Source organism: Pedobacter montanisoli, assembly GCF_022809115.1.
GTDB classification, from domain to species: domain Bacteria; phylum Bacteroidota; class Bacteroidia; order Sphingobacteriales; family Sphingobacteriaceae; genus Pedobacter; species Pedobacter montanisoli.
Window position 1 is genome coordinate 195830 of the sequence record NZ_JALGBH010000001.1, and the last position, 24191, is coordinate 220020.

Genomic DNA, 24191 nt, shown 5'->3' on the forward strand with positions numbered 1-24191 from the left:
GTTATCTTGGATTAGGGGTTATACCTGCATTAATGGCATCCTGCGGAATTTGGAACACCCTTCTTTTATCGCCCGGCGCAAGAGTTTTAAAAGTCTCTGTACCATCAGTGGCTATAAAATTGTGTTTAACGGCTAGTTTATGTCTTAAAATATCCATCCATCTTATCCCTTCCTGCATAAAGGCTATACGTTTGGTTTGTAATAAAGCTTGTATCATAGCTTCATAGTCATCCGTTACATTAAAGTATGTTTTAGCTTTAGCTATGGTAAGACCGTGAGTTGCCTGCACATAATTTACAATACGGGTGCTTGCAAAATCATTCAGATCGTTAATAGCCAGCGTATAATAACTTGCATCCGTGGTCTCTTTGGCCAAACGAATATAAGCCTCTGCCCTGTTTAACAAGGCTTCGTCAGCTGTTAAAATCGGAGCCATGATATAGGGTCTACCGGTATTGGCCTGTATATTGGTTACATAAAAATATTCGTTAAACTTATTAGTGGTGTAATTTGGTGGCGATGAAGAATAAATACCATACCTGTTTCTAAATGGAGCACCAAACACTGTATTTGCTGCGTAATAATTCTTAACTGTTTCACCAAAACTATATCTGGCATAACCAGCTCCTCCTTTGCCTCGCTGATAGGTTGAGTACGTACTGGCCAATAGCAAATTCCATGATTTTTCGGCTTTTGTATAAGCTATACGATGTTCGTCATAAGAAAGTGGATATAATTCTCCTGTATACTGACGGATCTTAGTTTTAAAATTACCATCGGTATAAATTTCATTTACATTGGTAACCACCTTGTTCCACTCTCCGGTAAACAGATAAAACCTGGAAGCGAAAGCTTTTGCAGCCTGTTCTGTAAAATGATAATGCGGCACAAGATAAGTCGAACCTTTTAATAGCGGCAGTCCCTCTTCCAGATCTTTTCTGATCTGCGCATAAGTTGAAGCCACAGTTCCTCTTTCATAAGTAGGTCTGGTAGTGGTTTCAGGCACCAATGGATAAGGCACTCCCATACCGTTATTAGCTCCTTTTATTTCATAAGGGTCAGAAAAGAAAGTTACCAGCATAAATTCTGCATAAGCCCTGGCAACCAAAGCTTCACCTTTATATTGATTGGCTGCTGCACCAAAATTGTTTTGCTCTATGGATTGTAAAGCCTGATTGGCATTTGCTATAGCACGGTAACAAGCATTCCAATATTCTGCCGGCGTACCATTATCGCTTCCTTCGGGTACATTCCAATTATAGAGGCTAATAAAAGGTTCATTATTCTCTAATGCCAGCGGACCACTTTTATCCTCTGCATTGTCTGAAGCAGTTTCTGCAAAGGTAAAATAATGTCTGTCTGGATAAGCGCTTACAAGCAGTTGTGATAATTTATCTATAGTATTGATTTCCGTACGTCTATCCGGATTTTCGTCTAAAAATTTTTTACAGCCGATGCTAAAGAACACCATTCCTAAGCCCAAGCTTAATATTCCTATTTTAATTGATCTATTTTTCATTATGCTCTGGGTTAATGATTAAAAATTTGCCTTAATTGATAATGTGTATTGCTTCGGTACAGGCATAGCCACCCCTCCGTTATTGAAAAATTCAGGATCGGCACCATTTAGCTTTTTATCAGCATATAATAAAGCAATGTTATTTCCCGACAATGAGAGCTGGACATTTGACATCTTAAACTTAGAAGATATTTTTTGAGGTATCTGATAAGCTAACGATACATTTTTTAATCTTACAAAGTCACCTTTCGCCACACGTTGATCAGAATAGTTATAAGCATTATAAGCATATCTGGCGTCAGTTGTAGTTCCATTTACCCTATATATCCTGTTGGTCATGGTAAAGGCATCAAGAAGAGCCGGAATATTGGTATATTTTTCATCACCTGGCATTACCCATCTGTTTGCCATCTCTTTTGACATAGAATTCAGATCGCTGTATGAAGGGGCATAAGTGGGCTGTAAGCGTACAAAATTGCCTGTAGCAAACGTAAATAAAGCAGAAAGCGTAAAGTTTTTATACGCAAGCTGGTTATAAAATCCTCCTGTAAAAGTTGGATCTACCGGGCCATGATATTTTAAATATTTAACATCTGTAGTATTTTGGAAATAAATATAAGGTTCATGTCTTGTACCATCGGTACCTATAAAAGTTGGATAGCCATAATTTGGATCTAAGCCATCAAACACTACTGAAAACAAGCCACGTTGTGCATACCCTTTCATTGGCGCTCCTTCTGCACGCACCAGAGCCCAGATATTAGGATTTACATCTAATTGTGTTACCTCATTGGTGTTATGGGCAAAATTTAACTGAGTTCTCCATTTAAATCCATTAGGTACATTGATAGGGTTACCGGCAACGGTAAGCTCAAATCCTTGTGCTTTCATTTTACCATAGTTGGCATATTTGGTATTTTGTCCGCCAACTCCAGAGGTTTTAAGATCGCCTAATAGATCAAAAATATTGCGTTTGTAATAATCAACAGTAACGTTGATCTTGTCTTTAAACAATCCCAGATCAGCCCCTACATTTAACTCATATAATTTTTCCCAGGTTAGTTCACTATTAGCCAAACTGGAAATGTAAACAGCTGTTTCTTTCTCATTATCATAAGGGCGGTAAGTAATACGGTTATAATATAAAGTTGATGAGTTAGAAGCATCGCCCATATTGGCAACTAAACCATAAGTAGCTCTTACACGAGCAGAGCTTAAGATATTATTTTTAGGATAATAAGATTCCTGATCGATATTCCATGCTCCGGATAAATTCCAGGTAGGTAGCCATCTAACAGCGCTCGAAGAGCCCATTCTGTTAGAACCATCATATCTGAAAGTAGCATTTAAAGAGTATTTTCCATCATAACTATAAGCAGCACGACTCATAAAGGCTACGTTTCGTTCATTGTTATAGTACATACTAAAATAAGGTGTACCAGCTTCTGCTATTTTTTTGAAATACAGATAGCTAGGATTAACCAGGCCCCCGTTTTCATATTGATAACCTACACCATCGTAACTAGAGTTTTGCCTGTCGGTATAGCGTACCTCCATAGAGCCAAACACGTTTAGGCGGTGTTTATGGGCAAAAGTCTTATCGTACTCCAGATTTTGTCTGAAATAGTAGTTTTTGATATTGTTAAGCGTAGTATTGTAAAAACCTCCTTTAGGCAACACTACAAAAGCAGGTTGTGCCGGATTATCAGGGTCTTTGTATAAGAAATCATTGTTGCTGTTTACAATAGTAGTTCCATTGGCACGAAAAGCAGAAACCATGTTAGAATTTTCCAGTGCGTAATGGTTACGCTCTGAAGCTGCATAGCGGTAAGCTCCGTCAACAGAATACACCAGTTTAGGGATAATTTCATACTTTAATCCACCCTGAATTTTGATATCGAGCAAACGCAATGTTAGATAGTTACTTTGCAGCTCATTTATAATATTAAAGGGTGCATAATTACGGGTAAAGAATTCTAAATCTCCGTTTTGATCATAAGGCGTAATTAAACGACTGGTATTTAACGCATAAGAATAAGGGTTGATATCAAAATCTCTGGAGTAAGAACCATATACTGCATCTGATTTACGCGTTAATGTACCTGGGGCTCTTTGATCTCTGATAGAACCATTCATTAATAGTTCCATACTCAGCTTATCACTAAATTTAACGTTGTGTCTTACATTCCCGGTAAATCTTTTCACTTTATCACCCATGGTTTGGCCATTATCTGATGTGAAACTGGTAGAAAAGTAAGATTGTGATTTTGCCGTACCTGAGGTAGCACTTAATGAATGTTCTTGTAGTAAAGAGTTTTTGAACAGTACATCAAACCAATCGGTATTGGCTTTTGCATAACGTTCTAAAAAGTTCAGCCTGCTTTGAGTGGTATTTTTTAATGCAAAAGAATCACTTGTCGGATCGTAGTCGTACATCAGGTTGTACATCTTTGTAAAAATACCTCCTGTTGAAGAATTGGCCATTGAACTATGATTTAGATAGCCTTTATTTTCTAATTCAAGCAAAACAGACATTTGCTCAGCCGAATTCATGATATCAAAATTATCGTATGTGGGTTTTAGGTAAGTTGTAAAGGTGCCCGAATAGTTAAGATTGGTCATACCCTCTGTGTTTCTACCTTTTTTTGTAGTAACGATCACAACTCCGTTCATGGCCCTTGCTCCGTACATAGCCGTAGCCGCGGCATCTTTCAGAATATTGAAAGATTCGATATCATTAGGATTCAATCCTGCTACAGAAGAACCCAAGAGTGTATTTGCGTCACCAGTTGAAAGGGCTTCATTAGAAATGTTTACCACATCCTCTAAAATAATTCCATCAACTACCCATAAAGGTTTATTGTCTCCAGATAATGAGGTAGCACCGCGAACACGAATCTTTGGTGCGGCACCAAAAGTACCTGAAACGTTTTGAACTGAAACACCTGCTGCTTGTCCTTCTAACATACGGCTTACATCAGGAATACCATTTCGCTCTGCATCTTTTGCATTGATCTTGGATGTAGAACCTGTAAACAGCTTTCTATCCAGATTCTGATAACCTGTAGAAACCACATTAACCTCCTTTAACTGGGAGGCGTCTTCTTCAATAGCAATATCTATTCTGGTTCTGTTATTAACATTAACTTCAACCGTCTTGTAACCAATGTATCTATAAATCAAAATAGCATCTTCCGGAGCTGTAATCTGATATTCGCCTTTTTCATTGGTCACTACGGTTTGCGTAGTTCCCTTTATGGTTACGCTAACACCAGGCATGGGCAAACCATCTTTTTTATCCTTTACCGTTCCCATCACTTTTACAACCGAGAAATAATCGATAATCTTGTCAATAATCGTTTTTTCTTTAGGTTTGATCAGGATGGTTTTATCTTCAATAGTATAGGTTAAATCTTTTCCGGCAAGGATTTTATCCATTATGCCTTCTACAGATGCATTACTAAAGCCTGCATTAACAACGGTATTACTTTTCACCTTATCGGTTGATAACAATACATCGTAACCCGCCTGTTTTTTAATTTCTTTAATAACTTTTTCCAGAGTTGCTTTCTTTTCTTTTATAGTTACCAGCTGCCCAAATGAGGCTGCGCTTACTTGAAGAAAGGAAACAAGCAGTATGACTGTAACTAATTTCATGATGAGTAAAAATTTTGGTAGGTACCCAAAATGCCTACATAGAATTTTGGTATAATTTCTATACATTTGATAGTCTGTTTTTTTATAGGCGAATTCTTAATTGAAGTAAATCACCAATTAAGCGTTCGCAGTTAATTCAATAATTGTTTCCTAGAGATACGCCAATATTTTAGGAACGTGTAAACAGATACATAAAAGGGGTGTTACGAGCACCTCTTTTTTTGTATTCAGATAGAGGGTGGTTTAAGTCTGATGTGATTTTTTCATATTGATTAGTTTTTTGGTTAGTTGATTATTTTCTTTTATAAAGAAGACGGGTTTGGTTAGAACCTTTTATTCGTTATCTTCTTTATACACTGTTATTTTATTATTATTTATTTCAAATCTTACTTCGCCGGTCTGTTCAAATTTTCTCAATACTTTGGATACATTTTCAAAACGGCTGATACTACCATAATAGGTTACTTCTTTAGCACTCGGATTGGCATATTCTACCTGTACATTGTACCATCTGGCAATTTTTCTCATGATACTTTCCTGTTTCTCATTGTTAAACATAAAGTAACCGTTTTTCCAGTCTATTGCCTCATCTACATCAACCTGCTTAATATCAAAACCTTTTGCAGTTAATATTGATTGTTCTCCCGGTTTTAATATTTCTGGTTCGTGCTCAGCCTGGTAGGAAGCAACCTTTACACTTCCTTCTAAAAGCGTTGTTTTTACGGTAGCTTCATCTGCATAAGCATTGATATTAAAATGCGTACCCAAAACTTCTACTTCCTGTTTAATTGTTTTCACTACAAAAGGATGAAGTTTATCTTCTTTTACTTCAAAGTAAGCCTCTCCTTTGAGTTCTACTATACGCTTTTGTCCTTTAGAAAAGGATAAAGGGTAAGTTAATGAAGAAGCTGCATTTAACCATACTGATGAACCATCGGGTAGTTTCACCTCCCATACTCCACCTTTAGGGGTTTCTATGGTATTTAAGGCATTATTTAAATTGCTGTTATTTACTTTACCAGTGGCTATATCAGAAACCGTATAAACTAATTGGCCATCAGAGGTTTTTGTGATTGATAAACCTGCTTCTTTCAGCACATCCCCATTATTAATATCGTTAAGTGATACTTTACGCCCGTCTGCCAATACCAGTACAGCTTTATTACTGCCCGGCAAAGCATCAGAAGCATAGGGCCTTATTTTTTTCCCTGAAATACCTCCAGTACTATAAAAATAAGCTGTGGTAGCAACTGCTATAAAAATCACAGCTGCGGCTGCCCAACGGGTTAATTTTGTAAAACGAAGTTTAGCTTTTTTAACCGGTGCACTCTGAGTATTTTTTGATAAGCGCTTTTGAAAGTTTAAAGCTGCTTTATTTTGATCTATTGAAGCCAATATAGCCGACTGACCTGACAAAAGCCATACTCTTTCTATTTCTTTAAAGAAGGCTTCATTTTCTATTGATTGTGTTCTATAGCTGTCAACCTGCGATTTAAGTTCTAAATCATCAGGATTGTTCAAATATTTAGCAATCAACTCCAGTATTTCTGGTTTGTTTGTCATGTCGTCTGTTTACTTGTATTTCTATGACAAACGTAATTCAAAAAACCCCTAATTATTTTTTTATTTTTTTAAAAAAAAGATAAAAGTCTCAAAATTTTAAGATGCGAAGAAGAAGTAGAGTAAGTTTTCTGGTTACCCAGCATTGCATCTCTCAGTATTTTTAAAGCATTGGCAATATGATTTTCGACCGTACGCTCAGACAAATCAAGTTTTAAAGCTATTTCTCTATATTTTAACTTTTCAAACCTGTTCATTTTAAAGATTTCACGACATTTTGAAGGTAATTTCTCAATTTCATCAAACAGCATTACAATTAATTCGTTCTCCTCATCTATTACCTCTGCCTGTTCTTCGGTAAATTCGCTCAGCATCTTCTGGTGGTGGTGTTCCAGATTTTTCTGCCTATTGATGTAATTGATTGAAAGATTAATTACAGAACGATATAAATAGGATTTAATGGATTTGATCTGGCTCAGATCTTCAGAACGTTCCCAAATCTTAACAAAGACATCTTGTACAATTTCCTCTGCGATATGAATGTCTTTTACATATTTATCGCTTTCAATGAGCAGCTTTTTAAAAAACCGGGTGTAGAAATCCGCAAAGGCCGTTACCTGACCTTTATCGAGCATTTGCTCTATATTTTCTACTGTCTCTGTTCGCTGCACTCTGAAGGTTTCTGCTTTGGTGAATTCTAATATAAGAATTAAAGCAACTATGCCGCAGAAATTTTACAAAATTGTATAACGAATTTTAAAGAATTAAATTCTCAGATGGCAGATATAGTCATTGATTAGTGACTATAATAAGGTGAGATCATTAAATACACAACAACTCCTGTTACAGCAACATACAACCAAAGCGGGTAAGTAATCCTTGCCAGCTTTTTATGCCTGTCAAAATTCTGTGCCAATGCTCTCACATAAGTAACCAATACAAATGGTATAATTACTACCGAAAGACAGATATGTGTAATCAGGATAAAGAAATAAATGTATCGTAAAACACCCTCTCCTCCATATTTTGTAGATTCTGATGTCATATGATAAGCTACATACATAGCCAGAAATAAAACCGACAGGGTAATGGCTAATTTCATTAAACGCTCATGCAAAGTGCGTTTACCATTTTTTACTGCCCAAACGGCTAATACCAATACTACTGCTGTAATTCCATTAATAGTGGCGTAAATAGGGGGCAAAAATGTAAGTGGTTCTACATCATAACCCATCTTACGCAGGTTAACCCCAAAAAGCAAAGCAACAACCAAAGGTATAGCTATAGATAAAACAATAATCCACTTATTATATTTCTGTTCTAATGTATTTTCCATCTCTTTCATCTTAAATCCCTAACTTGATAACCTAAAAATTATTTTGACTTTTGACTTTTGACTTTCTACCTACCGTCTTTAATATTTCTTAGTTCTTCAGCTATTAATACTTTAATTTCATCTTCCAGTTTTGAAACTGCTTCTTTACTGGTTGCCTGATAATATCCTCTAACTCTATGCTTGGTATCAAGTAACACAAACATATTGTTATACACAAATTTTCCTTCTGCTTCATTATAAAAAGCATCCAGTCTTAAACCATCTTTAACAAACTGTTTAACCTGTATGCTGTCTCCGGTCAGTATATCTATCTTTTTACCTGTAAAACCAAATGTCTTTGCATAATTAGCCAGATCTTCAGGTTTGTCATGTTTATAATCTATGCTCAGGCTTACAAATTGTATAAGATGATTCTTTTCAAATTCCTTGTAAAGATCTTTAAGATATTTGTTGGTTACTTCTATACCATTACCTGTAGCTTTTGTATAAAACAAACTAACGATTAAAATCTTATCATTAAATTTCTGCCTACTTACAATTTCAGCATTCTGATTAACAAACTTAAAATCATCAATAGTATGATAAATCGTATCGGGGATTTGTTTGCCCTTTACAGAATGAAAAGTAGAAGCTACCTGTTTTGGCCCAAAAATAGGCAATGATTTATAACGATTTTCGCCTTTTTCCTGTAGCAAATAATATAAAAATCCCGGCACCAATAGTATGGTTGCCAGGATTAATATTTTTTTTATTGGATTGTATTTCATTACACTTTTGGCATATGCAGGTGTAAGTAACCACCTTCAATTAATAAAAGCGCTATGAAATAGATGATAAAAATAAATGAAATACCAAGCACTAACTGTAATCCGAGTTTCTCAAATTTTAAGTGCATAAAATAGGCTACAATGTAGAATGCTTTGAATAATGTTAAAACAATATATACATAGTTACCTACGCTTTGGGTCATATGATGACCTGGAATTGCCCATAATGCAATAATAAATTCTATAATGGTTAAGGCTAATAAGATAAAGAATACTTTCCAGATTTTGCCTTTGGTCATAGCGCCATGATCTCCATGCTCATGTGCCTCTGCTGTATGTGTGTTATGCTCTGACATAATATCTTTCGTTGTTAAATTTTAAACCAAATAGAAGAAAGTAAATACGAATACCCAAACTAAATCTACAAAGTGCCAGTATAAACCTACTTTTTCTACCATTAAATAGTGTCCGCGTCTTTCAAAAGTTCCGTTAATTACCATGCAAAGGATAATGATATTGATCACTACACCACTAAATACGTGGAAACCGTGAAATCCTGTAATGGTAAAGAAGAGGTTAGCAAACTGCTGTGCTGAAACTGCAGATACATCTCCATCAAAGAAATGGGTTAAATCTTTAGGGATGCTTCCCCACCAGAAACCTTCGTGATGTAAGTGTGTCCACTCAATAGCCTGACAGCCTAAGAACATGAAACCACCTATAATTGTAGCGATCATCCAACCGATCACTTCTTTTTTAGAGTTACGATGACCTGCTTCTACGGCAAGTACCATTGTTACCGAACTCATGATCAAAATAAAGGTCATGATACCTACGAAAACCAATGGGTAACCATGATCTGCTATACCTGGAATTGATTGAAATACAAGATCTGGGTCTGGCCACGCAAATTTACTGAAACGTTGCGCACCATAATAAACCAATAATGATGAAAATGTAAAGGCATCTGATAGTAAGAAAAACCACATCATTAACTTGCCATACTCCACAGACCATGGCGAACGACCACCTGCCCATGGTGTAGTTTTAACTTGGTCTAATTTTGATAATGAATCCATTTAATAATTTGTATAAAAGTTTGTTAAAAATTTTAACTGTTCAAAAGTAAAAAAACATACAGATATATCCATAATATATCTATAAAATGCCAAAAAATAGAGGCAATGTCCTGTCTATAAACCAATTTAGCATGATCTATTTTCCCGTAAGAGCCTACCAATGCACTTATAACCAATGCCAGTCCGGCAACGATATGCAATAAGTGCATCCCTGAAAGCAGGTAAACCATAGAAATAGCCGCATTATTATTGATCAATACCGCACCGCTCAGATATAAACTGCTCCATGCCCGGAATTGTAAATAAGCAAAAACAAGCCCTAAAATTACTGTAATCCATAAATATAGCTGTTGTTGTTTTAACTGCTTATTGCGCAGGGCTCTGGCAGCTAAAAATAAAAACACACTACTTAAAACCAGCACAGCCGTGCTGTACATGAACGCATCTGGTAATACCAAACCATGGCCTTTACCTTTTGATGCTGAAAAAACTAAATAATAACTCGTAAAACCACCAAACATAATGATGGATGAAACCACGAACAACCACATCGCAAATTTGCGGGGTTTGGCATTAAACTCTACAGGAGCATTATTTTGTTGCATTGTATGTACCATAACTTCTAAACTACTAAATCAAACAATAAAACAAGTTGCACTAACGGGATATAAAAGAAAGAACAGAACATTACTTTTCTGGCACTTGCCAAATCCTGTTTTTGCATTAACTGGTAAGCATACCAGGCAAATATTAAACCCAATACTAAAGAAACTCCAGCAATTATATAACCTCCAAATCCTAAAATGGTAGGCAATAAACTTACCGGGATCAGTATCAGCGTACTGATAAAAGTAATTGTTGCACTGGCTTTATCTCTTTCTTTGGTGGGTAACAATCTAAAACCCGCAAGTTTATAATCATCATCAACCACCCAGGCAATTGACCAGAAATGCGGGAATTGCCATACAAATTGAACGAGAAATAAAACTAAAGCAATCTGATAATCTTTAGGTACATAACCTACTGGCGAGTGACCTATTGCAGCCAGATAACCAATAAGTGGAGGTAAAGCTCCCGGTATTGCACCTACAAACACCGCTATAGGCGATTTTCTTTTCAAAGGCGTATAAGCAAAGGCGTATAACAGAATAGAGAAAACAGAGATTAATCCCGTTTCTAAATTCAGCTTACCCAATAAAAATGTACCTGTAATCCCCATTACCAAACCAATCACCAAACCTTGCCCTGTGGTCATGCGTCCGGCAGGCATTGGGCGGTCTTTGGTTCGCATCATTAACTTATCAAGATCTTTTTCAATAACTTCATTAAAGCTATTAGCAGCTCCAGTTACCAGAAAACCGCCAATAATCAGAATGAGCCAATTGTACCAATTTATACTATCGATTACATTTCTGTCAACCTGTATTTTAGAACCAATTAAAAAAGTAACAGATGCAGAAAAAACAACCAGAAAGGTTAATCTGAATTTTACTAATTTCGAGAAATCTGAAAAAAACTGTTTCAATTTTAATGATTTAAGTTGTCTTATAGGTTTTGGTTCTGTAAACCAGTAAATATAAATAGTATTGTAAGCTAAACATCAGTGTTGCAAATAAGATATGTATAGTTTGTGCATAAGGAGGCAGTGCCAAATAAGACAACACAAAACCTGATATTAATTGCACAATTAACACGATCATAATGTTATTTGCGGTTATTAGAGGAGAAGCTTTACCACTAAAACGGTCTTTAACCATTTTGTACACAATAAAATTACTTATCGCCACGGCAATAGCCAGATCTCTGTGCAGAGAAAACACATTGCCCAGTTTACTGATCCAGGTATTGCGACCATTGTAACTCAGTGCCTTGGCAATACTGTCTATATGCTCTCTAACTTCTGTTCCTAAAATAATCTGAGCAACAGACAAAATTAAAGTAAAAGCTAAAAATCCTTTTAACCACATAATACGGTACATAATTACCGTAGGCTCCTGATATAATTGTTTAGCATAGTTATACGTATAAATAGCTATGCCTAAAATTACAAGTGCCAAAAGCATATGCACGGTTACAACCCATTGTGTTAAATTGGTAGATACCACAATAGAACCTAACCAGGCCTGATATCCTACCACAAAAAGGTTCAGAATACTTAATATAACTATTCTTTTAGCTTTCTTTTTAAAAGTAAAAGCATAAACTGCTGTAAGCAACATGAATATCCCTAAAGTTGCTCCCGATAATCTGTTAAGATATTCGGTCCAGGTTTTAGCTACATTAAATTCTTCGTGCTCTAAAATAGATTTATCATTTCTGATGCTGTTTGCCTCTTCTGTTTTACCTAAACGTTCCAGGTATTTAGCAAACTTCTCATTTTTCTTAACCCTTCCTTCCACATATTTCTTCTCGTAATCAGGTGGAAGCTGCTTCACAGAAGTAGGTGGAATATACTGGTCAAAGCATTTTGGCCAGTCTGGGCATCCCATGCCCGACCCTGTACTGCGTACAATACCTCCGGCTAAGATCACTACTAAGGTTAAGATGATAGTAATGAAATTAATTCTAATAAATCTCTTTTCAGATTTAGAAATCATTTCAAACACATTAGATATAAAATAAGGTATCTGTTAAGTTTTTTACTTTGCAGATACCTTATTACATTTATTACAAAGTAAGGTTACTATTCGTTATTCTTACTCGGATCATTTTTTGCGTTCCACTCTCTCTGGATCTGCTCTGCTTCTGTATTTCCTTCAAAATCATGGAAAAGGTTAGAGCTCATTGTTTCAGAGAAAGGCACAGTTTGAGGAATAAAATCGCTCTCAGAACCAGGCTTACTATAATCGTAAGGCCAACGGTGAACGGTTGGAATTTCGCCCGGCCAGTTACCGTGAATACGCTCTACAGGAGTAGTCCATTCAAGTGTATTAGATTCCCAAGGATTTTGAGGGGCTCTCTTACCTCTGAATATAGAATAAAAGAAGTTGAATAAGAAAGCTACCTGAGCTAAACCGGCAACAATTGCAGACCATGTAACTAATTTATTTACAGTCATCCATTTGTGCATGAATTCAAATTCTGTAAATGCATAGTAACGACGTGGTACACCATCTAATCCTAAAAAGTGAAGAGGGAAAAATACCAAATAGGTACAAACAAAAGTAACCCAGAAATGCAGGTAAGCTAATTTGCTATCCATTAAACGTCCAAACATTTTAGGGAACCAATGATAAACACCAGCAAGCATGCCAAATATAGCTGCAGAACCCATTACCAAGTGGAAGTGAGCTACTACGAAATAAGTATCGTGAAGGTTAATATCTAAAGTTGCGTTTCCTAACCAGATACCAGTTAAACCACCTGAGATAAAGAAAGACACCATACCAATTGCGAAAAGCATACCTGGAGTAAAACGGATATTTCCTTTCCAAAGCGTTGCCAACCAGTTAAACGTTTTTACAGCAGATGGAACCGCAATAATCAGCGTGGTAATCATAAACACACCACCTAAGAATGGGTTCATACCTGTTACGAACATATGGTGACCCCATACAATAAGTGATAATACGGTAATACCAATTAATGAGTAAACCATGGCATGGTAACCAAAAATAGGTTTTCTTGAGTTTACAGCAATGATTTCTGATGACAGACCCATTGCTGGCATAATTACGATATATACCTCTGGGTGGCCTAAGAACCAGAATAAGTGTTGCCATAAAATTGGCGAACCACCTTCGTTAGGCATAATCTGAGTACCAAATACCATATCAGACAAGTAGAAACTTGTACCTACGCTACGGTCAAAAATTAACAGTACTACCCCTGCTACCAATACCGGGAAAGATAAAATACCTAAAACAGCTGTTAAGAAAAACGCCCAGATTGTTAAAGGCATTTTCCAAAAGTCCATGCCTTTAGTACGCATGTTTAATATTGTACTTACGTAGTTAATACCTCCCATTAAAGAAGAAGCTACGAAAAGAATCATACTGATTAACCATAAAGTCATACCTAAACCTGAACCAGGAATAGCTTTAGGAACCGCAGATAATGGCGGATATACTGTCCATCCTGCTGCAGCCGGACCAGTTTGGATGAAAAACGACGACATCATGATTACACATGCAGCAAAGAAAAACCAGTAAGAAAGCATGTTTAAAAATGGTGAAGCCATGTCTCTTGCTCCAACCTGTAAAGGAATTAACAAGTTACTAAAAGTACCACTTAAACCTGCGGTTAATACAAAGAATACCATGATGGTACCATGAATAGTAACTAAAGCAAGATAAAAGTCCGGTCTTATTCTTCCACCCTCAGCCCATTTTCCTAAAAGTTGCTCTAAAAGAGGGAAGTTATGATCTGGCCATGCTAACTGAATTCTAAACAAGATTGATAGAATCATAGCTATAACAGCCATAATGATACCAGTTATTAAAAACTGTTTCGCGATCATTTTATGATCCTGACTAAAAACGTATTTTGTTAAAAACGTTTCATGGTGATGTCCATGATCATCGTGATGCGTATCGTGTGTTGATATTGTTGACATAATAAGGTATTTCCAGTATTATTATTTTTTTAATGCAAGTTGATTTTCTGCCGATGGTTTAACTGAGGCTGTAGCTGTTGAATCTGCAGGTTTCGCAGGTGCAGTTACAGGCAAATTAAATGCTTTTCTCAAATCATCGGTTAAATATGGTTTTTGATTGGTTAACCACTCTTCATATTCCTTTTCAGAAACAATTCTTACAACTTTTTGCATGTTAAAGTGGTTGGTTCCGCAAATTTTAGAACAAAGTAATACATAGTGAAAATTAGGATCACCTGTTTTAGCCTTCATTTCATCAGTTGTAATCGTTGGCGTAAACTCAAACTGTGTAGGCATACCCGGAACTGTATTTAACTGAACTCTGAACTGAGGCATATAGAAACTGTGGATTACGTCTTTACTGGTTAAAGTAAAACGTACAGCTTTGTTAACCGGTAATACAATTTCATCAGCAACCAAATCATCCTGACTATCTCTATCGTTGAAATCAATACCTAAGTTATTGGTACTGGTAACCAGTTTGTAGTTCTTTTTACCTACAATACCATCCTTACCCGGATAACGTATATCCCACTGGAACTGAGAAGAAGTAACTTCAACACTTAGCGGTTTGTTGTTCGGATCTTCAACTTTGTGGAAAATAGATCTCCAGGTTAAAAAGCCCATTAATACCAATACAGTTAAAACTAAAGCCGGAACAATAGTCCAGATACGCTCTATCATATTGTTATGTGGATAGTAATAAGCTTTTCTAGCTTTATTGTATCTATAAATGTAAGTGAATACAAACATTACGATATGCGTAGCAATGAAAACGATAGTTGTTAAAATTAAAGTAATTTCAAACATCTGATCTATTTTCTTACCATGCTCAGAAGCAGCTTCTGGTAATATCATTTTGCCATGAACAGTATATTCAAAATATACACCGTACAATCCTACAATTAAGAATATTACAAAAAGTACCGCATTAATCAAATCCCAATTTATACCCTCAGATTTACCTTGGGTCTCTCTAGTTAGCTCATAAACTTTTAATGCCTTACCAACAATTGCAATGAACAAACATGCTAGTAAAAACAGCAAAACATAAAAGATAGTAGACCTGTAAACCGGTTCCATATCTACTGGTTTTGCTATAGCGGCAGCTTCCTGAGCAAAAACGGCAGTACTCGAAAACAGGGTAAATATTACCGCTAACGCTGCCATTGCTTTATTACCTATTACTTTAATTAAACTCATTTTCTTTAAAAAGTAGTACTAAGTACTTTATATTTCAATTATTATATTCTAAAACGCAAGCCAATCTTACAAATGGTGGTGTAAACTCTCTTGTAAGAAAGGGTGATTCTTTGGAGCTAAGGCTTTTTTACTTAGCGCATTTAATACGGTGAAAGTAAATAATCCTAAAAATCCTAGAGCAACGCCTACTTCTATAATTCCAAAGCCACTGCCATCCTTAGTACCATGTTCAAAAATACCTGGCATGATCATTTGATAGTAGTCAACCCAGTGACCGCATAACACAACTATAGAAACAAACAATAACATTTTCTCACTACGCTTGTTATCACGATCCATTAATAATAATAACGGAGCTAAGAAATTCATTGCAAGGTTTAAGTAAAACCAGAATTCATAACTTTCAAAACGTTTATAGAAATAAACTGTTTCTTCAGACATGTTTGCATAATAGATCAATAAGAATTGTGCAAACCATACATAGGTCCAGAAAATTGAGAAACCAAATATTAACTGTCCTAAGTTATGTAAGTGACTGTTATTTACCCAGCTCATATAACCTGCTTTTCTTAATAGAATAAGAATAACTGCAATAGCGGCAAGACTACTTACCCACATTGCGGCAAAGTTATACCATCCAAACATTGTAGAGAACCAGTGTGCCTCTAAAGACATGATGGTATCAAAAGCAAAAATTGGAGTTGTAAAACCATATATTACTAAGAATATACAAGAGTTTTTAAAGCTTTTTCTGTAAGATTCTAAACCTCCGTTCAAATCTTCGTTATATGACCATTTAGCAACAGAATAAGCAAAGATTGAATAGATACCTAAAAACACAACTTGTCTGGTCATGAAGAAAGGCACATTTAAAAACACTGACTTACCAGCGATAAGGTTATCATAGTTTGGCGAATTAGGATCAATTAATCCTTCTGCATGCCAGTGATGATAAAGATTATGTGAATATAAACCTAAACCAATTACAAGCAGTAAAATAATTACAGCAAAAGGTAAGGTTCTAGCCATAGCTTGTGGTACACGCAAAATTGATGCAGACCAACCTGCCTGTGCTACAAATTGTACAGCCAGAAAAAATGCGGCCGACATACATACACAAGCAAAGTAATAGGCCATTAGTAACAGGTTAGCAAAAGTACGTTCGCTAGCACCCGAAGCAAAGCCGTATCCAATAGCTGCCAGGCCAATTACAATACCTATTATACTTAGGTTTCTAACTTTTCCTGTAAACTCAAATTGTTCGGCTAAATTATAGTGATGAGTTCCCATTTATTTCTGCTTTTCTTATTTTATTTTTTGTAATTCCTGAACATACATTACTACTTTCCATCTCTCGGTTGGTGTAAGTTGTGATGCATGAGACCCCATTGCGTTTAATCCATACATGATAGTATGATAAATTTTACCAGCCTGTAAATCTCTCATTAAGCCTCCTCTAGATGAATTTGCATCATCTCCGTGGTAAGCTGGTACACCTGATATACCTTTATCTAATTTTACGATATGACCCTGTCCATCGCCTTTTTCGCCATGGCAAGGAGCGCAAAATACAGTATAAAAGTGCTTACCTTCTGCTAGGTTCTTTTCAGTTACAGGTAATGGATTTACCAATGCCGCAGAAGCTTCATAACCTTCTTTAGTGTTTGGCAATTCATACCTGTCAAAACCTACAGGATTAGTATTTGAAGGTGGCGTTTGCGCCGTTTGTCCTTTAAAACTCTCTAAATCTGGATTTGTAGTAGAAACTGGTTGATCTTGATTATAAGCAATCGGATCATACATATTTCTTGCAAATTCTAAGCCTGTGCTTTTTTTATCTCTACAAGCTGAGAACATTACAGCAGCTGATAATAATGAAAAAGTGGCTAAAACTATTCTATTCTTATTCATAGCTAATATACTTCCTTTCATTGTACTTAACCTCTAGAGCGCCAGCACCTTTTAATAGTTCATCAATTTTAGCGTGATCTGCATTTTCTTTGGCATCAACAGCAATGACAAAACGATCATTTGTAGCACGTAGGTCCATTACTCTTGGTGCTCTTCCAGGGAATAAATGTGTTGATGCATAATAAGAACCAACTAACCCGAAAGCACAGAATAAAATGGTTAACTCAAACGTAATTGGAATAAAATCTGGTAACGCAAAATGAGTTTTACCACCAATGTTTAAAGGCCAATCTACAACAGTTGCCAAATAAACTCCTGTAAGCATGGTTATTGTTCCGGTTATACCGAAAAAGAAAGCAGCAACGTCAAGTCTTGATCTTTTAACTCCCAGTTTTGCTTCAATACCGTGAATAGGCATAGGAGTATAAACATCATAAATAGAGATGTTGTTCTCCTGCAATTTGTCAATGCCATGCATCAACTCATCAGGATCGCCAAAACTGCCTATAATATATTTGATATTACTCATTGTTATAATTTTGCGTATTCTTCTTGTTTAACACTATCAAATTTTTCTAAAGACTCAATGTATTCTTTCATTTGTTCTTTATCTAAATGACCTTCTTTGATCAATTCCATTTTAGACTGCTCACTTGCACTCTTCAAAATCATTTTAACCTCTGCAATAGCAATAGAAGGTAAAACTCTTAAGAACAATAAGAATAAAGTAAAGAATAAACCAATTGAACCCACAAACACACTCACATCAACCCAAGTAGGATAAAACATTGCCCAACTTGAAGGGAGATAATCACGGTGCAATGAAGTTACAATGATTACAAAACGCTCAAACCACATACCGATGTTTACTACGATAGATAAAATCCAAGTAGCAGCAATGTTTGTACGTATCTTTTTGAACCAGAATAACTGAGGAGAAATTACGTTACAGGTCATCATTAACCAGTATGCCCACCAATATGGCCCGGCAATACGGTTTTGGAATGCATACATCTCATAAGGAGATCCTGAGTACCATGCAATAAATAACTCTGTTAAATAAGCCACACCTACAATCGAACCTGTTACAATGATGATTTTATTCATTGATTCGATGTGGAACATGGTAATATAGTTCTCTAAACCTAATACTTTACGTACAACCAATAATAAGGTTAATACCATGGCAAAACCAGAGAAAATCGCACCAGCCACAAAATATGGAGGGAAGATCGTGGTATGCCATCCCGGAATTACTGAAGTAGCAAAGTCCATAGATACAATGGTATGTACCGAAAGTACCAGTGGCGTTGAAATACCTGCTAAGATCAATGATACCGCCTCAAAACGCTGCCAGGTTTTTACGCTACCTGTCCAACCAAATGAGAAAATAGTATAGATTTTTTTACGCAAGCCTGTTGCTCTGTCTCTGATGGTTGCGATATCTGGTAATAAACCTGTGTACCAAAATAATAATGATACAGAGAAATACGTTGAGATCGCAAACATATCCCACACTAGTGGTGAGTTAAAGTTTACCCAAAGTGAACCGAACTGGTTTGGCAAAGGAAGTACCCAATAAGCTAACCAAGGACGACCCATGTGAGATACAACGTATGTAGCAGCACAGATTACGGCGAAAATGGTCATGGCCTCTGCTGAACGGTTAATGGAGTTACGCCAGTTCTGACGGAAAAGTAATAATACCGCAGAAATTAGCGTTCCGGCGTGACCAATACCTACCCACCATACGAAACCGGTGATATCCCAAGCCCAACCTACTGTTTTATTTAAACCCCAAGCACCAATACCGGTCCAGAAAGTATAACTTACGGCAAACACCCAAAGCGATGCGCCACAAAGCGAAACGATGAAACCAATCCACCATGCTCTGTTAGGTTTATTTTCTACTGGCATCAAAATATCATCCGTAATTTTTGCATACGTGATATTTTTGCCGGTAATTAATGGTTCTCTTAAAATTGATTCGTTATGTCCTGACATAATAATTTATACTCTAAATACAGCTGTTAAGCGTGCACTTCTTTTGTTTCTGAATCGATATTTCTAATTTTTGTCATGTAGCCAATTCCTGGCTCTACATTAATTTCCTCTAAAACATAGTATGTACGTTCGCTGCGTAATGCTTTTGATACTTCTGAGTTAGGATCGTTCTTATCTCCGAAGATGATTGCATTTGCAGAACAAGCTTGCTGACAAGCCATTTTAATATCACCATCTTTTAGTGCACGTTTCTCCATTTTAGCAGCTAATTTACCTGCTTGGATACGTTGGATACACATTGAGCATTTCTCCATAACACCTCTTGAACGGGTAGTTACATCAGGATTTAACACCAACTGTGTAAATTCATTATTTAAATAATTATCGAAACGAGAGTCGTTCCAGTAGTTAAACCAGTTAAAACGACGCACTTTGTATGGACAGTTGTTTGCACAATAACGTGTACCTACGCAACGGTTATAAGCCATATGGTTTAAACCATCTGATGAGTGTACGGTTGCTAATACCGGACATACTGTTTCACATGGTGCGTGATCACAGTGCTGACATAGCATTGGCTGGTGTACCACAGATACATTATCCTGGTTATCCATTTTAGCAATCTCTGTCTCTTTAGTTACATCACTGCCTGTTTTCTCATCATTAAAGCTGTAATAACGATCTATACGTAACCAATGCATCTCTCTGCGACGACGAACCTCGTCTTTACCTACAACTGGGATGTTGTTTTCTACGTTACAAGCAACTATACAAGAACCACAACCAGTACAAGCATTTAAATCAATTGCCATTACCCAGTTGTTACCTAGCATTTCATGCTTATCTGTAGTCCACAAATCATACACTTTATGCTTATGGTGGTTACCTGAACCTGCTGCAGGATCTTTTTGATAATCTTTGAAAGAAGCTTCGCGAATTACGTTTCTTCCTTCAAAAGAATAGTGTGTTTGTGTTTGTGCTAATTCTTCTCTACCACCTGCCGAAGCTAAAGTAGCAGTAGTGGCATATTGTAAGGTTCCGTTTGTAAAGCTTACAAATGGATAAGCATTTTTACCTACATTGTTACCAGCTTTACCTGCTCTGGTACGGCCATAACCTAAAGCTATAGCTGCAGTTCCCATCGCTTGTCCAGGCTGTAACAATACCGGAAGAATAACCTCATGACCATTTGCACCTTTTACAGAAACCAAGTCAAACTCTTTGTAGCCTAATTTATCTGCCTGTTTAGGAGATAGCGCTAGGAAGTTATCCCAAGTTACTTTAGATACCGGATCTGGCAATTCTTGCAAGAAAGCATTGTTTGCCAATTTACCGTCACGCATTGGGATATTTTCATAAACCAATAACTCGATATCTTTTTGTAAGGCTTTGCTGCTTGCTGTAATAGAAGAAACTACTGCATCTAAAGCTAGGCTAAAACCATAAGAAGAAGCTGCTTTAGGAGCTTTGGCTACCAATCCATCTTGTAATAGATCGTTCCATGATTTACCGGTTCCAGGTAAAATGTTTTTCTCCCAGTTATTACGTACATATTGATAGTAATCTTGTACCGGAGCATCAGACCAAATCAATAAACTTTGCTCTGGCTGACGTGAATTGAATACCGGATTGATGGTTGGCTGTACAATTGAGTAATAACCTTCGTAAGTATTGGCATCGCCCCACGATTCTAAATAATGAGGAGCAATAGCAACAACTTCGCAATTCTCAGCTGTTTCATCTTCTCTATCGGCAAAAGAAACTTTTAAGCCAACTTTAGCTAAAGCTTCGTTAAATGCCTTAGCATTTACAGCATCGTAAGAAGGATTTGCATCCATAAAGAATACAGCACCTACTTCTCCCCTGCTCATTTCGTTGATCAGCTCTGCAAATTCAGCATCGTTACCTTCATAACGTTTGCAAGGATTATCGATATCAATAGTAGAACCGTAGCTACCAATAGCCACGTTAATTGCATTAACTAATGTTTGTGTAGAAACATCATTAGAACCACAAACTACAAGGGCTTTACCTTTATTCTGGGTAAGCTCTTTAGCAACCAATTTAATGGCTTTATCTGCTGTAGTATTGTTTGGTAAACCTGCTCCTGGCAAGCTGTTTCCTGTAATTGCATTATATAGTGCAATTAAAGCAGGACCCTGCTCTGATAATTTAACCGTAACACGCGTATCTGCGTTAGTACCCGTTAAACTCATACCAGTTTCGAACTGGAAATGACGAGACATTTTACCTTTTTCTAATGATTTGTAATTTCTGTTAGAAATATATTGAGCAGTGAATTCTTCTCCACTGATCCATGTTCCTAAGAAATCGGCAGCAAAACTTACAATAAGGTCTGCTTTATCAAAGTTATATTTAGGCAATACAGCTTTACCAAAGCTATTCTCATTTGCTTTGATTATACCTGTATATGAAACCGGATCGTACTGTACGTGTTTTGCAGTTGGATATTTAGCTGCAAAATCAGTAATTACAGATTTAGCTGATGGGCTGTTTAAACTTGAAGATACAATACGGATTTTTTTACCCGCAGCCTGCACTTTGTTTAACTCGCCTTTAACATAATCATCCAGTTTAGCCCAGGTTGTATCTTCTTTCTTTAAAATAGGATTCTTCAGCTTAGAAACATCATATAAATCTAAAACTGAAGCCTGAGCCTGAGCATCTGTACCATTGTTGAAAACACCTGCTTTAGGGTTTGCTTCAATTTTAATAGGACGCCCAACTACGGTTTTAACTAAAACGCTGTTACCTTTAAAGGTAGAAACATAATAGTTCGGGATACCTGGTACAACCTCTTCCGGTCTAATTAAGTAAGGAATTGATTTATGTACCGGTGCTTTCTGACAGGCAGCTAAAGTTACAGCTCCCAAACCAAAACCTAACGCTTTTAAAAAGTCGCGACGTGGGGTTACCGTACTTAATCCTGCTTCACTTAAAACATCTTCTATTGGAAGCGGCTCAGCAAATTCATTCTTGTTGTTTTCAAGAAACTCTGGAGTTTTATTTAACTCCTCTAAGCCTTTCCAGTATTTCTTATTGCTTTCCATTTAAGCTATATTACTGTTTATCGAACGTTCTTAACTAAACTCTTTATTAATAGTGACACTTACCACACTCTAAACCACCTAACATTGCTGGGGTAATTTTCTCACCTTTTTTGATTTTTTCGTGAGCAGCAATTACGTTAGCATAAAATGCATCGTTTTTCTTATTAGAAATATCAGCCTCTTTGTGGCAGTTGATACACCATTTCATGGTTAATGGAGAATATTGATAAATTTCTTCCATTGTGTTTACCGGACCGTGACAAGCGAAACATACAGGATCTGTAGGTTTCAAGCCTTTTTCTTTACGGATTGCTTCTTCTCCAACTACGACGTGTTGCGAGTGGTTGAAATAAGCGAAATCTGGCAAGTTGTGAACACGAACCCACTCAATTGGTTTTTCTTTTGATTTATCGTAAGTCTGCTTATCAGCATCATACCCTAAAGCATTATAGATTTTTTGGATTTCAGGAGAAATCTGTCCATCTTCAGTTCTGGCCTGAACGTTTTTATGACAGTTCATACAAACATTTAAAGATGGGATAGTCGCATTTTTAGATTTAAACGCACCTGAGTGACAGTATTGACAATCAATCTGGTTGATACCAGCGTGTAATTCATGAGAGAATTTAATTGGCTGTGTTGGTTGGTAACCAGTATGAACACCAGTTTCCCACATACCCATCCAACCGAAAGAACCTAAAACGATTACAAGACACAATACCGTGAAGAAAACAAATTTCTTGTTTTTAAACAAGCCTTTAACACCTGTCACTAAAGAAACATTTTCTTCTTCAGCAACTTCAATACCTTGTTTTTCAAGAATTAAGCGCTCTAAAACTTTAATTGCTCTTCCTAATACAACCAATACAACTATCGATAGAACGATAATAGCTATAATACCCACGATAGAAAGACTTGAAGCACCTTCATCTTTTACAGCTGCAGCACCAGCGGCAGCCTCTTTTTTAGGTTCACCTGCCTTAGCGTAAGCAATGATGTTTTTAATCTGATCATCACTTAAGTTAGGGAAAGTAGTCATTTCAGAAGGCGAGAATTTTGCCGCTTCTATAGCTTGTTTGTTACCCGAAGCTCTTAATGATACGTTGTCTCTAATCCACGAAATCAAGAAAGCCTCGTCTAATTCATTAACTTTTGGCGTTAAAGCCGGACCTGTTAAATCATGATCTAACGCGTGACATGATTTACATTTTGCTGTAAATAATGTCTTACCCTCCGCTACATCCTGCGCTTTTGATACAGTTACAATAAAAAAAGATAGCGCCGCCAAAATCATGGCCGACTTTCTAAACTTTTTAAATCCTAATGAGATATTTCTCATAATGAGTATTTTATGCTATAATTTGAAATAATTTTTTTGTTCTGAACGGTTTTCCGTCGGTTTACCACTCAGAAATATTTGGACAAAAGTAATCTTTATTAAGTTATCAATGACACATTAATGACAGTGAAATACAATTTATAATCATTCT

Annotated in this window: 19 protein-coding genes; all 19 read right to left on the reverse strand. The window is 36.5% G+C overall.

Annotated features, from left to right (window positions below):
- Nucleotide 1 precedes the first annotated feature (1 nt).
- The 19 genes from MMF97_RS00885 to MMF97_RS00975 all read right to left on the reverse strand — a co-directional run bounded on the left by MMF97_RS00885 (nt 2) and on the right by MMF97_RS00975 (nt 24040).
- Nucleotides 2-1519: a RagB/SusD family nutrient uptake outer membrane protein gene (locus MMF97_RS00885; protein WP_243357641.1), complete on the reverse strand. Its 1518-nt coding sequence runs from the start codon at nt 1517-1519 to the stop codon at nt 2-4.
- Nucleotides 1520-1537: 18 nt separating this feature from the next.
- The gene (locus tag MMF97_RS00890; protein ID WP_243357643.1) at nt 1538-5176 is read right to left on the reverse strand and encodes a SusC/RagA family TonB-linked outer membrane protein; all 3639 of its coding nucleotides are present in this window, start codon (nt 5174-5176) and stop codon (nt 1538-1540) included.
- Nucleotides 5177-5509: 333 nt separating this feature from the next.
- Entirely contained in the window at nt 5510-6739 is a 1230-nt protein-coding gene (locus MMF97_RS00895; RefSeq protein ID WP_243357645.1) for a FecR family protein, read from the reverse strand.
- A gap of 68 nt (nt 6740-6807) precedes the next feature.
- Entirely contained in the window at nt 6808-7407 is a 600-nt protein-coding gene (locus MMF97_RS00900) for an RNA polymerase sigma-70 factor (protein ID WP_243357647.1), read from the reverse strand.
- A gap of 125 nt (nt 7408-7532) precedes the next feature.
- The gene (locus MMF97_RS00905; RefSeq protein ID WP_243357649.1) at nt 7533-8081 is read right to left on the reverse strand and encodes a DUF420 domain-containing protein; all 549 of its coding nucleotides are present in this window, start codon (nt 8079-8081) and stop codon (nt 7533-7535) included.
- Between the two features lie 56 nt (nt 8082-8137).
- Nucleotides 8138-8839, reverse strand: coding sequence for an SCO family protein (locus tag MMF97_RS00910; protein ID WP_243357650.1), 702 nt, complete (start codon nt 8837-8839; stop codon nt 8138-8140).
- Entirely contained in the window at nt 8839-9195 is a 357-nt protein-coding gene (locus MMF97_RS00915; protein WP_243357652.1) for a cytochrome C oxidase subunit IV family protein, read from the reverse strand. Before MMF97_RS00915 ends, MMF97_RS00910 begins: the two co-directional genes overlap by 1 nt.
- Nucleotides 9196-9216: 21 nt before the next feature.
- A complete protein-coding gene (locus tag MMF97_RS00920; RefSeq protein ID WP_243357654.1) occupies nt 9217-9918 on the reverse strand; it encodes a cytochrome c oxidase subunit 3 in 702 nt (233 codons plus the stop codon).
- Between the two features lie 32 nt (nt 9919-9950).
- A complete protein-coding gene (locus MMF97_RS00925) occupies nt 9951-10535 on the reverse strand; it encodes a cytochrome c oxidase subunit 3 (protein ID WP_243357656.1) in 585 nt (194 codons plus the stop codon).
- Nucleotides 10536-10540: 5 nt separating this feature from the next.
- Nucleotides 10541-11443 carry a heme o synthase gene (cyoE, locus tag MMF97_RS00930; protein ID WP_243357658.1) on the reverse strand — a complete coding sequence of 301 codons (903 nt, stop codon included), beginning with the start codon at nt 11441-11443 and terminating at the stop codon, nt 10541-10543.
- Between the two features lie 10 nt (nt 11444-11453).
- Nucleotides 11454-12515 carry a COX15/CtaA family protein gene (locus MMF97_RS00935; protein ID WP_243357660.1) on the reverse strand — a complete coding sequence of 354 codons (1062 nt, stop codon included), beginning with the start codon at nt 12513-12515 and terminating at the stop codon, nt 11454-11456.
- An 86-nt stretch (nt 12516-12601) separates the two neighbouring features.
- Nucleotides 12602-14473 (reverse strand): cytochrome c oxidase subunit I, encoded by a 1872-nt coding sequence (locus tag MMF97_RS00940; RefSeq protein WP_243357663.1) that lies wholly within the window; start codon nt 14471-14473, stop codon nt 12602-12604.
- A gap of 21 nt (nt 14474-14494) precedes the next feature.
- Complete coding sequence (locus tag MMF97_RS00945) at nt 14495-15715, reverse strand: cytochrome c oxidase subunit II (protein WP_243357665.1); 1221 nt, start codon at nt 15713-15715, stop codon at nt 14495-14497.
- Nucleotides 15716-15781: 66 nt separating this feature from the next.
- A complete protein-coding gene (locus MMF97_RS00950; RefSeq protein ID WP_243357668.1) occupies nt 15782-17005 on the reverse strand; it encodes a quinol:cytochrome C oxidoreductase in 1224 nt (407 codons plus the stop codon).
- Nucleotides 17006-17020: 15 nt separating this feature from the next.
- The gene (locus tag MMF97_RS00955; protein ID WP_243357670.1) at nt 17021-17626 is read right to left on the reverse strand and encodes a c-type cytochrome; all 606 of its coding nucleotides are present in this window, start codon (nt 17624-17626) and stop codon (nt 17021-17023) included.
- A complete protein-coding gene (locus MMF97_RS00960; protein ID WP_243357672.1) occupies nt 17619-18155 on the reverse strand; it encodes a DUF3341 domain-containing protein in 537 nt (178 codons plus the stop codon). Before MMF97_RS00960 ends, MMF97_RS00955 begins: the two co-directional genes overlap by 8 nt.
- Nucleotides 18156-18157: 2 nt before the next feature.
- Nucleotides 18158-19630 (reverse strand): NrfD/PsrC family molybdoenzyme membrane anchor subunit, encoded by a 1473-nt coding sequence (gene nrfD, locus MMF97_RS00965; RefSeq protein WP_243357674.1) that lies wholly within the window; start codon nt 19628-19630, stop codon nt 18158-18160.
- Between the two features lie 26 nt (nt 19631-19656).
- Complete coding sequence (locus tag MMF97_RS00970) at nt 19657-22701, reverse strand: TAT-variant-translocated molybdopterin oxidoreductase (RefSeq protein ID WP_243357675.1); 3045 nt, start codon at nt 22699-22701, stop codon at nt 19657-19659.
- Nucleotides 22702-22747: 46 nt separating this feature from the next.
- Complete coding sequence (locus tag MMF97_RS00975) at nt 22748-24040, reverse strand: c-type cytochrome (RefSeq protein ID WP_243357677.1); 1293 nt, start codon at nt 24038-24040, stop codon at nt 22748-22750.
- Between the last annotated feature and the right edge of the window lie 151 nt (nt 24041-24191).

Excerpts from the sequence above, each read along its gene's own strand:
- MMF97_RS00885 (WP_243357641.1), bottom strand. The coding sequence starts at position 1,519 with ATGAAAAATAGATCAATTAAAATAGGAATATTAAGCTTGGGCTTAGGA.
- MMF97_RS00890 (WP_243357643.1), bottom strand. The coding sequence starts at position 5,176 with ATGAAATTAGTTACAGTCATACTGCTTGTTTCCTTTCTTCAAGTAAGC.
- MMF97_RS00895 (WP_243357645.1), bottom strand. The coding sequence starts at position 6,739 with ATGACAAACAAACCAGAAATACTGGAGTTGATTGCTAAATATTTGAAC.
- MMF97_RS00905 (WP_243357649.1), bottom strand. The coding sequence starts at position 8,081 with ATGAAAGAGATGGAAAATACATTAGAACAGAAATATAATAAGTGGATT.
- MMF97_RS00910 (WP_243357650.1), bottom strand. The coding sequence starts at position 8,839 with ATGAAATACAATCCAATAAAAAAAATATTAATCCTGGCAACCATACTA.
- MMF97_RS00915 (WP_243357652.1), bottom strand. The coding sequence starts at position 9,195 with ATGTCAGAGCATAACACACATACAGCAGAGGCACATGAGCATGGAGAT.
- MMF97_RS00920 (WP_243357654.1), bottom strand. The coding sequence starts at position 9,918 with ATGGATTCATTATCAAAATTAGACCAAGTTAAAACTACACCATGGGCA.
- MMF97_RS00925 (WP_243357656.1), bottom strand. The coding sequence starts at position 10,535 with ATGGTACATACAATGCAACAAAATAATGCTCCTGTAGAGTTTAATGCC.
- MMF97_RS00935 (WP_243357660.1), bottom strand. The coding sequence starts at position 12,515 with ATGATTTCTAAATCTGAAAAGAGATTTATTAGAATTAATTTCATTACT.
- MMF97_RS00940 (WP_243357663.1), bottom strand. The coding sequence starts at position 14,473 with ATGTCAACAATATCAACACACGATACGCATCACGATGATCATGGACAT.
- MMF97_RS00945 (WP_243357665.1), bottom strand. The coding sequence starts at position 15,715 with ATGAGTTTAATTAAAGTAATAGGTAATAAAGCAATGGCAGCGTTAGCG.
- MMF97_RS00950 (WP_243357668.1), bottom strand. The coding sequence starts at position 17,005 with ATGGGAACTCATCACTATAATTTAGCCGAACAATTTGAGTTTACAGGA.
- MMF97_RS00955 (WP_243357670.1), bottom strand. The coding sequence starts at position 17,626 with ATGAATAAGAATAGAATAGTTTTAGCCACTTTTTCATTATTATCAGCT.
- MMF97_RS00960 (WP_243357672.1), bottom strand. The coding sequence starts at position 18,155 with ATGAGTAATATCAAATATATTATAGGCAGTTTTGGCGATCCTGATGAG.
- nrfD (WP_243357674.1), bottom strand. The coding sequence starts at position 19,630 with ATGTCAGGACATAACGAATCAATTTTAAGAGAACCATTAATTACCGGC.
- MMF97_RS00970 (WP_243357675.1), bottom strand. The coding sequence starts at position 22,701 with ATGGAAAGCAATAAGAAATACTGGAAAGGCTTAGAGGAGTTAAATAAA.
- MMF97_RS00975 (WP_243357677.1), bottom strand. The coding sequence starts at position 24,040 with ATGAGAAATATCTCATTAGGATTTAAAAAGTTTAGAAAGTCGGCCATG.